This window comes from Mesorhizobium sp. M2A.F.Ca.ET.042.01.1.1, assembly GCF_003997405.1.
Lineage (GTDB): Bacteria > Pseudomonadota > Alphaproteobacteria > Rhizobiales > Rhizobiaceae > Mesorhizobium.
This window is the reverse complement of sequence record NZ_RZRX01000213.1, coordinates 1-11,325: the sequence shown is the minus strand read 5'-3', so window position 1 is coordinate 11,325 and position 11,325 is coordinate 1. Positions and strand designations below refer to the sequence as shown.

The window sequence follows — 11,325 nt, the reverse complement described above, 5'->3', positions numbered from 1 at the left end:
GGAATCGCCGGGCGGCGACCTGCCGCCGGAGCCCGCGATCCGGGCTGAAGCGACGATCCCCGGCAAGCACATCCAGCTGCGCATGACGATCCGGCGCAACACCGACCAGACCCTGCCGGCCAGCCACATCATCGAGATGATTTTTCTGACGCCGGAAGGGTTTGACGGCGGCGGCGTCGACAACATCCTGCGCATCGCCATGAAGAGCTCGGAGCAGGACGCCGGCAGCCCGCTGATCGGCATCCCGGCCAAGATCGCCGACGGCTTCTTCCTCGTCGCGCTCAATGACACCAAGGCCGACGAGGACGCCAACCTGACGCTGCTTCGGGGACAGTCCTGGATCGACGTGCCGGTCGTCTACAAGACTGGACGCCGCGCTCTGCTCACCATGGAAAAGGGCATTCCGGGCGAGAAAGTGTTCGACGAGGCGCTGAAGGCCTGGGCGGCGAAGACGTCGGGGTGAGGAGCAACTCCAGGAAAAGTGTGAGCCGTTTTCCGTCCGGAATTGCGTAAGGCAGGCGCCTTAAAAGCCTTGAAAGAGCATATCGAGTGCCGCCACGATATCGTCGTGGCGGCTCATGAGATTGGTTCGATTTTCGCCGAGTTCGGCTGCGGCCACCGTCGCAATGAGGTGGGTGGCCATCACCATCTTCCGGCCGTTGATCTCAAAGACCGGATGCAGCTTGCGCATTGGCGAAGGCGCCGAGGTCAGTGGCAGAAGTGGAACGACCACCCGCGTCTTGAAGTGGTCGAGCAGGTCGGATTGAACGTCGAGCAGATAGCCGCCTTCGATGCCGCTGGCGAAGACGTCATAGCGCGCCATCAGAATTGCCGATGTTCGGCGAGTGGGATGCCGTGCTTGTCGACATAGTCGTTCCAAGCGTCCATCGTCGCACGGTTCTCAAGCTTCCATAGCCGCGTTTTTTCCGCAGCAACCGCTTCCGATATGCCGGCCTCCGCAGCGCGCGATACATTCACGTTGAGCCCCTTGGCTTCCGCCATGAGCTGCGAATCGATCGACAGATTAGCTGGCTGGCGATTTGCGTTCGTTGCGATCTTGCGCATGACAGTCACCTCGACATGCGCATACTTTATGCGCATCGGTGCGTCAGCGCAATGAGGGGTGCTATCCCTCCATCTCCTCACGCAGCATCTCCAGCTCGAGCCACTCCTCCTCGAGCGCGGCGAGCGTGGTGCGCTCCTTGTCGAGCGCGGCGATGGTCTTCTGGAACGAGACGGGGTCGCGTTCGTAGAAGGCGGGGTCGGCGATGTTGTTCTCCAGCCTGGCGATCGAGGCTGTCACCGCTTCGATCTTCTTCGGCAGGGAATCCAGCGCGAACTTCTGCTTGAACGAGAGCTTTTTCGCCGGGCCTTTGGGTGCGGCTTGTTCGGCTTTCGGCGAAGCCTCGGCGGTCTCGGCCTTAGACCTGGCCTTGCGGTCTTCCAGCTTCGAGCCGCCGCGCTGCGCCAGCATGTCTGAATAGCCGCCGGCATATTCGATCCAGCGGCCGTTGCCCTCCGGCGCGATCACGCTGGTGACGGTGCGGTCGAGGAAATCGCGGTCGTGGCTGACCAGGATGACAGTTCCGGCAAAGCCCGCGACCAGCTCCTGCAGCAACTCCAGCGTCTCCATGTCGAGGTCGTTGGTCGGCTCGTCGAGCACCAGAAGATTCGCCGGGCGCGCCAGCACGCGGGCCAGAAGAAGGCGCGCGCGCTCGCCGCCGGAAAGCTCGCGCACCGGCGTGCGCGCCTGCTCCGGCTTGAACAGGAAATCCTTCATGTAGGAGACGACGTGGCGCTGCTCGCCATTGACCAGCAGGTTCTCGCCGCGCCCATCGGTAAGGTAATGCGCCAGGGTCTCGGCCGGGTCGACGGCCTCGCGCTTCTGGTCGAGTGTGGCGATCTCCAGGTTGACGCCGAGCCGCACGCTGCCGGCATCCGGCGCGAGCTCGCCGGTCAGCATCTTCAAAAGCGTCGTCTTGCCGGCTCCGTTGGGGCCGACCAGGCCGACGCGGTCGCCGCGCTGGATTCGGGTCGAGAAACCCTTGACCACGGTAAGGTCGCCAAAGCTCTTGTCGATGCCCTTGGCCTCGATCACCAGCTTGCCGGATTCGGCGGCGTCGCTCGCCACCATGGTGGCGGTGCCTTCGGCGCCGCGATGGCTGCGGAAACGCTGGCGCATCGTCTGCAATTCGCCGAGGCGGCGCATGTTGCGCTTGCGCCTGGCGGTCACGCCATAGCGCAGCCAATGCTCCTCGCGCACGATCTGGCGGCCGAGCTTGTGCTGCTCCCGCTCTTCCTCCTCGAGCACCTGGTCGCGCCATTCCTCGAAATGGGCAAAGCCCTTGTCCAGCCGCCGCGTCTGGCCGCGATCGAGCCAGACGGTAGCGCGGGTGACGCGCTCGAGAAAGCGGCGGTCGTGCGAGATCAGGATCACCGCCGAAGAGGTGCGGGCAAGCTCCTCTTCCAGCCATTCGATCACGGAAAGGTCGAGATGGTTGGTGGGCTCGTCGAGCAGAAGGATGTCGGGCTCCGGCGCCATGACGCGCGCAAGCGCGGCGCGCCGCGCCTCGCCGCCGGAGAGGTCGCCCGGCTTCTCCTCTCCGGTGAGGCCGAGATGCTCCATCAGATAGGTGGCGCGATGCGGATCGTCGGCCGGGCCGAGGCCGGCTTCGACATAGGCGCGCACGGTAGCGAAGCCGTCCATATCCGGCATCTGCGGCAGATAACGAACGGTCGCCGAGGGTTGGCGGAACACTTCGCCGTCCTGCGGCTCGATCATGCCGGCGGCGATCTTGAGCAGGGTCGACTTACCCGAGCCGTTGCGACCGACCAGCGCAATCTTCTCGCCGGCGGATGCGCTGAGCGCCGCGCCGTCGAGCAGCGGGGTGCCGCCGAAGGTCAGTCTAATGCCGTCGAGGTTGAGAAGTGGCGGCGCCATGTCTGGAATGTCAGCTTTCGGGAAGAGGATAGGGGTGGGCCAGAAGCAGCGCCCGGCCGCGCTCCAATGCGATGCCAAGCTGCCCTTTGACCTCGTTTGATATAGTGAGCGAGGAGCCGAACGTCACCTCGACGCGGTCGAGCGGCCATTTGGCGCCGGTAACCGTCAGGCCGAACAGGTCGGAGAAGCCGAGCACCGAAAACAGGGTGCTGTCCGCATAGTCGAAACTGGCTTTGCCAGGCAGGATGGGAACGCCTTCCTGCGCGCCGCTCGTCAGCAACACGGTCGTGCCCGCTTCTGCCAGCCGCACGGCGAGCGCCAGATGCAGGGAGGCATGGTCGGCGCGTTTGCCGCCGAAGGCGCCAGCAAGCACGAGGCTGGTGGCGCCGCGCTGGAGCGCTTCCGCTATGGCGAGCTCGCCATCGGTCATGTCCTTCTCGGCCGGGAAGATTTTTCGTGGGACGGAGGCCAGATCTTCGGGCAGGTTGGCCGGCACCGAGTCGAAATCGCCGACCCAGAGTTCCGGCATGAGACCAAGCGTGCGCGCATGGCCAATGCCGGCATCGGCGGCGATGACGCGCGAACCAGCGATCTGGCGTTCGAGCCGGGGCGTGCGGATAAGCTCGCCGCCCAGCAGGATGGTGAATGTGCCCATGGCCGTCGCCCTTACCAGCCCTCCAAGTGAAACGGAAGCCGGATGCGTCGCGCTTCGGTTCCTGCCCCGGAACATTAGCTGCTCGGCAAACTTCCGCTTGCGCGCCGCTTCGGCCGGGCCTATCTGTCGAGGCGCTCTAACGGGGTGCCGGACATTATCCGGCTGAGAGGCAAGCAAGCCAACCCGCTGAACCTGATCCGGTTTGTACCGGCGGAGGGATTAGACGTTTCGGACCATCCGGCGCCTCAATTCCTTGTCACTCGAACGAAGGAGGCGCCGATGCGCGCGATACTGTCCAAGCTTATTCTCGCAACCGGTCTTTTATCGCTTCTGGCTGGCGTTGTGCCCGCCGCCGCGAAGGACAAGCTCACCGTCTACACCTATGAAAGCTTCACCGCCGATTGGGGGCCTGGCCCGGCGGTGAAGAAGGAATTCGAAGCCGAGTGCGGCTGCGACCTCGAATTCGTCTCGGTGGCCGACGGCGTCGCCCTGCTCAACCGCGTCAAACTGGAAGGCGCCGGCACCAAGGCCGACATCGTGCTCGGCCTCGACACCAACCTGACCGCGGACGCCAAGGCGAGCGGCCTGTTCGCGCCGCATGGCGACGTCTCGGGCATCAACGTGCCGGGCGGCTGGAGCGACGACACTTTCGTGCCGTTCGACTACGGCTACTTCGCCGTCGTCTATGACACGCAGAAGCTAAAAGTCCCGCCGAAGAGCCTCAAGGACCTGGTGGAAGGCAGCGGCACCGACAAGATCGTCATCCAGGATCCGCGCACCTCGACGCCCGGCCTCGGGCTGCTCTTGTGGGTGAAGTCCGTCTATGGCGACAAGGCGCCGGAGGCCTGGGCCAAGCTCAAGCCGAAAGTGCTGACCGTGACGCCGGGCTGGAGCGAGGCTTATGGCCTGTTCACCAAGGGTGAGGCGCCGATGGTGCTCTCCTACACCACCTCGCCGGCCTACCATATGGTGGCCGAGAACACCGAACGTTACCAGGCGGCGTCCTTCGAGGAAGGCGAGTACCTGCAAATCGAGGTCGCCGGCATCACCACGACGGGTGCCAAGAACCCGCTGGCGCAAAAATTCATCGCCTTCATGACCGGACCGAAATTCCAGGACGTCATCCCGGAAACCAACTGGATGTTCCCGGCCGGCAAGACCGACAAGCCGCTCAACCCGGCCTTCGACAAACTGGTCAAGCCGACCAAGACCCTGCTGTTCAGCCCGGCGGAGGTCGCGGCCAACCGCAAGGCCTGGGTGGATGAGTGGCTGGCGGTGATGAGCAAGTAGGCTGCGATGCTTGCGCCAAGGCCCCCCTCTCTGTCCTGCCGGACATCTCCCCCTCAAGGGGGGAGATCGGCTGTCACGCCGGCTTTCGCCAATCTCCGACGTTGCAGGATCGAGCGGGGCGTCGACACTGCCAATCTCCCCCCTAGAGGGGGAGATGTCCGGCAGGACAGGGGGGGGCGCGAAGGCACGCGGCGTTGCCTAGCTGAAGCCTGCATGGTGCCGGGTGCACCCCGCGCGTGACTCCCGCGTCTCCGCCGGCGTCATCGCTCTGGCGGCCATCGCCGCGCTCATCGGCGGCGCCTTCGCTGGCCTCATCCTCGAAGGCGCGCACGACTTCTCCGGCGCTGCCGCCGCCTTCGACGGCTACCTCCTGCGCGTCGCCCGCTTCACGCTGTGGCAGGCGGCCCTCTCGACGCTGCTCTCGGTCGCGCCGGCGCTCCTGGTGGCGCGCGCGCTTTCAAGGCATCCGCACTTCCCAGGTCGCCGCCTGATTCTGCAGCTGTTCACCGTCCCGCTGGCGTTGCCCGCGATCGTCGCCGCGCTAGGCATATTGGCGCTCTACGGCCGCGCCGGGTACTTTGCCGGCGTCTTCGCCGGGCTCGGCGGCGGAGAGTGGCCCGGCATCTATGGCCTTTCCGGCATCCTGGTCGCGCATGTCTTCTTCACCCTGCCTCTGGCGACGCGCTTGTTCCTCGAGGCGCTGGGCACCATTCCCGCCGACCAGTGGCGGCTGGCGAGCCAGCTCGGCATGAGCGCCCGGCCGGCCTTCCGGCTGCTCGAATGGCCAGTGCTGCGCGCGGCCATGCCGGGCGTCGCCGGGCTGGTCTTCATGCTCTGCATCACGTCCTTCACCATCGTGCTGACGCTGGGCGGCGGTCCAGCGGCGACAACGCTCGAGGTCGCCATCTACCAGGCTCTGCGCTTCGATTTCGATCCGGCCCGCGCGGTGGTGCTGACGCTGCTGCAGATCGCGCTCACCTTCGTCGTGGTCGCAGCGCTCACGCGGCTTGGCGCCAACACGGTCGGCGACGCCAATCTGCCGGTGGCGCCGCGCCGCTATCTTTCGGCGGGCCGGATGGAGAGCGCTCTAAATGCCGGCCTCATCGCGCTCGCCCTGCTGTTCGTCGCCGGACCGATGGCGGCGACGGTGGTTTCGGGCCTTCAGGCCGATCTCGGCCGATTGGCGGGCGAGGAAGCGGTGCGCCGCGCGACGCTCACCAGCGCCGGCCTTGCCTTGATCGCGGCGCTGCTCAGCGTGTCGCTGTCGCTGTCATTGATCGCGGCACGGCGCGCATTGGCTTTGCGTCGCCGTGCCGGCAGCGCCATGTCGCTGCTCGAGCATGCCGCCGACACCGGCGCCGGCTTCGTGCTCGTCGTGCCGCCGATCGTGCTTGGTGCCGGCTGGTTCCTGGCGCTGCGCAACATCACCGATGTCTTTGCCGTCGCGCCGGTGATGGTCGTCGCCGTCAACGCGGTGATGGCGATGCCCTTCGCCATCCGTGCCATTCGCCCAGCCTATGACGCGGCGAGCGAACGCCATGAGCGGGTTTGCCTGGCGCTCGGCATATCCGGCTGGACCCGGCTCAGCCTGATCGACTGGCCGTCGCTCAGGCGGCCCTTGGCCACCGGCTTCGCCTTTGCCATGGCGCTGTCGCTCGGCGATCTCGGCGTGATCGCGCTGTTCGGCAGCGATTCCGTGCAGACCTTGCCCTATCTTCTGCTCGCGCGCATGGGCAGCTACCGGACCGCCGACGCGGCGGGGCTCGCCTTGCTGCTCGGCCTGGTTTGCCTGATGCTGGTCGTCGTCGCCGATTGGCTGGGTCGGGAAGCAAGGGCATGACATCGACGGACAACAGCATCGCGGCAGGGAAGGCGCTGACCGTCACACTCGAAGACGTGTCGTTCAGCTATGGCGAATCGTCCTTCCGCTTCAATGCCGAGTTCGCGGCGGGCAGGATCACCGCCATCATGGGGCCGAGCGGCTCCGGCAAATCGACGCTGCTCAATCTGATAGCCGGCTTCGAAATACCCGATAGCGGCAAGGTGCTGATCGGCGGCATCAAGATCGGCGCCACGCCGCCCTCGGCGCGACCGGTGTCGATGGTGTTCCAGGAAAACAATCTGTTCGCGCATCTTACGGTCGAGGCCAATGTCGGGCTCGGCCGCTCGCCGTCGCTGAAGCTCGGCGATGGCGATCGCGCCGCCGTCGCCGAGGCGCTGGCGCGGGTTGGCCTGGCCGGCAAGGAAAAGCGGCTGCCGCGCGAGCTCTCAGGCGGCGAGCGGCAGCGCGTCGCGCTGGCGCGGGTGCTGCTGCGTGACCGGCCCGTATTGCTGCTCGACGAACCTTTCGCGTCGCTCGGCCCGGCGCTGCGCGAGGACATGCTCGACCTTCTCGCCGGCATCCATGCCGAGCGCAAGATGACGGTGCTGTTCGTCACCCATCAGCCGGAAGATGCGCGCCGCATCGGCCAGGACGTGGCATTTCTCGATGAGGGCAGGATCGCGGCCACCGGGCCGGCTGACGATTTCTTCGATCGGTCTGGACCGGATGCGTTCCGGCGCTATATCGGCGATCGAGGCGGCAGCGTTGCCGGATCACAACACATTGCCCGGAAGCGGACATAATTTGCGGCCAAACCAGTAACGGGTGATCCGGCGTTTGCTTGCCTTGTCCGGGGGAGTGTGGCTAGGTCCAGTCATGCGGTCCGGCGGGCCGTGATTTGCCGAAAGATTGCGAAAGGAAGCCGATCTGTCGACCGGCGCTGAGAAAGTGTGGATGAGGCCGCTTGCACGATTTTTCGCGCTGGCAAGCGTTGCCGTGCTGGCGAGTTGTCAGATGTTCACGCCGCCGGACGTGCAGGAGAGCGGCTTCCAGCCCTCTGACAAGCCGATCACCGTCGACAATGTCGTCGCCAACGCCAAACTCGCCGAAATGGCGAAAGCGCAGCATCCGCGCATTCTCGCCACCTATGGCGGCGAATATTCCGATCCGAAGCTGGAACGCATGGTGGCCAAGGTCGTCGGCAATCTGACCGTGGTGTCGGCCAACCCGACCCAGACCTATCGCATCACCATCCTCAACTCGCCCAACGTCAACGCCTTCGCGCTGCCGGGCGGCTATCTCTATGTGACGCGCGGCCTTTTAGCGCTGGCCAATGATTCTTCCGAGCTTGCCGCCGTCATCGCCCATGAGATGGGCCACGTCACGGCGAATCACGGGCTGCAGCGGCAGCAGCTCGAGGCCGAGGAAGGGTTGGCGACCAAGGTCGTTTCCGATGTGCTCGGCGACAGCCCGACCGCCAAGGCGGCGCTGATCCGCGGCAAGCTGAGGCTCGCGCAGTTCTCGCGCAACCAGGAACTGCAGGCCGACGCCATCGGCATCAAGTCGATCGGCGAGGCGGGCTACGATCCTTACGCGGCTGGCCGCTTCCTGCAGTCGATGTCGGCCTATACCGATTTCCGCTCGGTTAGCGGCGCCACCGACGCCAGCCTCGACTTCCTGGCGACGCACCCCAACACGCCGCAACGCATCGAGCTGGCGCAGCGCCTTGCGCGCAATTTCGGCCCGCCCGGCGTCGGCACGCGCGACCGCGACGCATTTCTGGCCGGCATAGACGGCCTGCTTTACGGCGACACGCCGGAAGAGGGCTATGTGCGCGGCCAGACCTTCATGCACCCCAATCTCGGGGTCTCCTTCACCGTTCCGGACGGTTTCGTCATCGACAATTCGGCGGCCGCCGTCACCGCGACCGGGCCGGGCGACATCGCCATCCGCTTCGACGGCGTGGCGATCGACAAGTCGGTGTCGCTCACCGATTACATCCGCAGTGGCTGGGTGGCGGGGCTCGAAGACGCCAGCGTGCGCCAGGAGACGATCAACGGCAATGAGGCGGCGATGGCGCATGCGAACGCTCAGGGCTGGCAGTTCGACATCGCGGTGATCCGCGCCGGCGGGCAGGTCTACAGGCTGCTGACGGCGGCGACCTCGGCCAGCCCGTCGCTGGATCCAGTCGCGCGCTCGGTCAGCGGCTCTTTCCGCGTGCTCACCCCGGCCGAGAAGGCGGCGCTGAAGCCGCTGCACATCCGTGTCGTCACCGTTCAGGCCGGCCAGACCATGGGCTCGCTCGCCGCGCAGATGGTCGGCGTCGACCGCAAGCTCGACCTTTTCCGGGTGCTCAACGCCATGTCGCCGGGCGCCAGCGTATCGGCCGGCGACAAGGTCAAGATCGTCACCGACAAGTAGGCCAGAGCGGCCAGAAAACCGCTATCGCCCGGGGTCGCTTTCAGGTCGGTCCATTACCGCTTGCGCCTGGTTTATTGGTGGTCGGCGATGGTGGCACCGCCACCACCGCCGATGCCATCAACCATTGTTGCTGTCGCCGCTGCCGCGTCCGGGCGGCGAGTGATCGTTGTCGCCGCCATTGCCGCGCCAAGGCACTGGGTCAATTGGCACCAGAGGCGCCTTTGGCGTGGTAATCTCTGGCGGCGGGGCTTTTGGCGCGGGGGTGCGGATCACCTTTATCTTCGTGACCACCTTCGTCACCACCTTGGGCTTGCACACCGCGACCGACATCTCGCTTCGCTTGGGCGAGAGACCGAGAATGGCCATCGAATAAGCCTCTTGTCGGTTAATGCCGGCTTTCAGGAAAGCCAAGGCCCGGGCCTCGTCCGCCGGCACGCCATTGCGGCCGTCCTTGAAGATCACTGCAAGATCCTTCATGGCATCGACATGCCCCATGGCCGCCGCCTGGAGCAAAAGGTCCAGTCCCTTGCCGGCATCTCGCTGAACGCCGACACCATCGAACAAGGCGCGCCCCAGGGTAGTCATGGCATAGGGGTCTCCCTTGTCCGAAGCCTGCGCATAGAGGCTGTTGGCTTTGGTCAGATCCGGAGCCGCCCCCATTCCGGACGCGGCGATGTAGCCGAGTTGGTAAACGGCGCGAACGTGCCCCTTGTCCGCGGCCTCCTGGATCGCCTGCCTGGCTTCCTCGATCCTGCCCGACGCCAGCAGCGCCCGCCCAAGCTCATAACGGAAGCGCGCAATGTCGGGATAGGATTTCACCGCCGCCTCGCAGGCCTCGACAGCGCTGCCGCCGATCTCGTTCGGCAAGCGGCCCGAGACGACGCCCTGCAGGTCGAGCGGCTCGCCGGCGGCCTGGTCACAGGGGTCGACGTTCGGCGACAGTTTCACCGTGGCTTGTTTCGCGGCGTTGCCGACGCGGATCTCGAAGCCGACCTGGACTGGAGCGGCCGAGCCGATCTGCGGCTCGTAACGCAATTTGTCGATCTCGGCGGCCATCAGGCTCGATTGCGGCGAAAGCGCGCGATCGGGCAGGGACAGCGTCCCCGTCGCCGGGTAGCTCGCAAGCTTGAGGCTGACCCCGGCGCCCTTGGCAGGGAAATCCAGCGTCAGCGGAACCGGGCCGACGCCGACCGGGACACTGATGCCGCGATTGTCGATCGCTTCGGCGGCAGCGGCGACCTGGATCCCGCGCTCCGCCATCTCCTGATCCTGCTGTGCGTCGGGTGACGATGGCGCTGGCTGCTCCGGGCCGCGCATCAGCACCACATCGTCGAGCAGCGACGAATTCTCCCAGGGAACCTGCTTGCCGTTGGTCGCCTTGACCACGTCGCGGCGCACGGCGGCCAGGACCGAGCGTATCTCCTGGTTCGGCGCCAGCGCGCGGCGCGAGAAGGCCGATGAAAACGGGCTGAGGTCGCCGGAGCCGTCATAAGCTACGGCGCCGGGTTCGGTGGCGAAAGCAATCAGCGTGTTCTGCGAACCTGTCACCTGCGCAAGTCCGCTGTCGCCAGCGACGATCAACCGGTCGCGCAGCCAATAATCCTTGCGCGGGAAAGGATCGTTGCGGCAGGCATCGAGGATGATCATCTGAACCTTCGATCTCGAGCGCAGTTGCCGCAATATGTCATCGACCTTGATGGCCTGGACCTCCATGTCGGCCGCATCCTTGAGCGATGCATCGACCGGGATCAGGAAATTCTCTCCGCCGACCTGAAAGCCGTGGCCGGAATAATAGACGACGGCAAGATCGGCGCCGTCGGCGGCAGCGAGATAGTTGCGGAACTTCTCTTCGAACTGGAGCCTGGTGAGGTCCTTGGCCGCGAACACCTCGAAGCCGGCTTGCCGGAAGGTGCTCGAAACGTCCTCGGCGTCCTTGTCAGGGTTCTTGAGGGCTGGGATTGTCTGGTACGCGGAATTGCCGACGACAAAGGCGACCCTTCGGTCGGCACGGGCGTCCAGCGTCGTGAAAGCGACGAGAACCAAGGTCGCAAGGAGCATGCAGCATCGCAACATGGCAAATCCCCCATCCGTTGTGATCTGGAGGCTTCAAGAGGCCAATTGCGATGCAATGGTCTGTTAAAGACCTCACAATCCAAGGAGTATTATCGAAGGAGAATTACGCCGTTGGCGATATAT

The 11,325-nt window shown here is 65.4% G+C and carries 9 protein-coding genes, 1 pseudogene and 1 riboswitch; of the genes and pseudogenes, 5 read left to right on the top strand and 5 right to left on the bottom strand.

What is annotated here, in order from left to right; genetic code table 11:
- A pseudogene (locus EOA23_RS25910) lies at positions 1-463 on the top strand (hypothetical protein); the annotation flags it as partial.
- Positions 464-523: 60 nt separating this feature from the next.
- Here the strand turns inward: EOA23_RS25910 and EOA23_RS25905 are convergent.
- From EOA23_RS25905 to EOA23_RS25890, 4 genes are all read right to left on the bottom strand, one after another.
- The gene (locus tag EOA23_RS25905; protein ID WP_127306238.1) at positions 524-823 is read right to left on the bottom strand and encodes a CcdB family protein; all 300 of its coding nucleotides are present in this window, start codon (positions 821-823) and stop codon (positions 524-526) included.
- Positions 823-1,065: a type II toxin-antitoxin system CcdA family antitoxin gene (locus EOA23_RS25900; protein WP_042637270.1), complete on the bottom strand. Its 243-nt coding sequence runs from the start codon at positions 1,063-1,065 to the stop codon at positions 823-825. Before EOA23_RS25900 ends, EOA23_RS25905 begins: the two co-directional genes overlap by 1 nt.
- A 61-nt stretch (positions 1,066-1,126) precedes the next feature.
- Complete coding sequence (locus EOA23_RS25895) at positions 1,127-2,941, bottom strand: ABC-F family ATP-binding cassette domain-containing protein (RefSeq protein WP_127306237.1); 1,815 nt, start codon at positions 2,939-2,941, stop codon at positions 1,127-1,129.
- Between the two features lie 10 nt (positions 2,942-2,951).
- Complete coding sequence (locus EOA23_RS25890) at positions 2,952-3,596, bottom strand: thiamine diphosphokinase (protein WP_127306236.1); 645 nt, start codon at positions 3,594-3,596, stop codon at positions 2,952-2,954.
- Between the two features lie 130 nt (positions 3,597-3,726).
- Positions 3,727-3,832: riboswitch (TPP riboswitch) on the top strand.
- Between the two features lie 43 nt (positions 3,833-3,875).
- On the opposite strand from EOA23_RS25890, the gene thiB reads away from it, so the two are divergent.
- The 4 genes from thiB to EOA23_RS25865 all read left to right on the top strand — a co-directional run bounded on the left by thiB (position 3,876) and on the right by EOA23_RS25865 (position 9,129).
- Positions 3,876-4,886 (top strand): thiamine ABC transporter substrate binding subunit, encoded by a 1,011-nt coding sequence (gene thiB, locus EOA23_RS25885; RefSeq protein ID WP_127306235.1) that lies wholly within the window; start codon positions 3,876-3,878, stop codon positions 4,884-4,886.
- Between the two features lie 223 nt (positions 4,887-5,109).
- Complete coding sequence (thiP, locus tag EOA23_RS25875; RefSeq protein ID WP_127306234.1) at positions 5,110-6,726, top strand: thiamine/thiamine pyrophosphate ABC transporter permease; 1,617 nt, start codon at positions 5,110-5,112, stop codon at positions 6,724-6,726.
- Positions 6,723-7,511, top strand: coding sequence for a thiamine ABC transporter ATP-binding protein (gene thiQ / locus EOA23_RS25870; RefSeq protein WP_127306233.1), 789 nt, complete (start codon positions 6,723-6,725; stop codon positions 7,509-7,511). The genes thiP and thiQ overlap by 4 nt, the downstream gene beginning before the upstream one ends.
- A 151-nt stretch (positions 7,512-7,662) precedes the next feature.
- Positions 7,663-9,129, top strand: a complete 1,467-nt coding sequence (locus EOA23_RS25865; protein WP_127306232.1) for a M48 family metalloprotease — start codon at positions 7,663-7,665, stop codon at positions 9,127-9,129.
- 117 nt (positions 9,130-9,246) lie between these two features.
- Here the strand turns inward: EOA23_RS25865 and EOA23_RS25860 are convergent, their stop codons facing one another.
- The gene (locus EOA23_RS25860; protein WP_245474350.1) at positions 9,247-11,187 is read right to left on the bottom strand and encodes a caspase family protein; all 1,941 of its coding nucleotides are present in this window, start codon (positions 11,185-11,187) and stop codon (positions 9,247-9,249) included.
- Positions 11,188-11,325 lie beyond the last annotated feature (138 nt).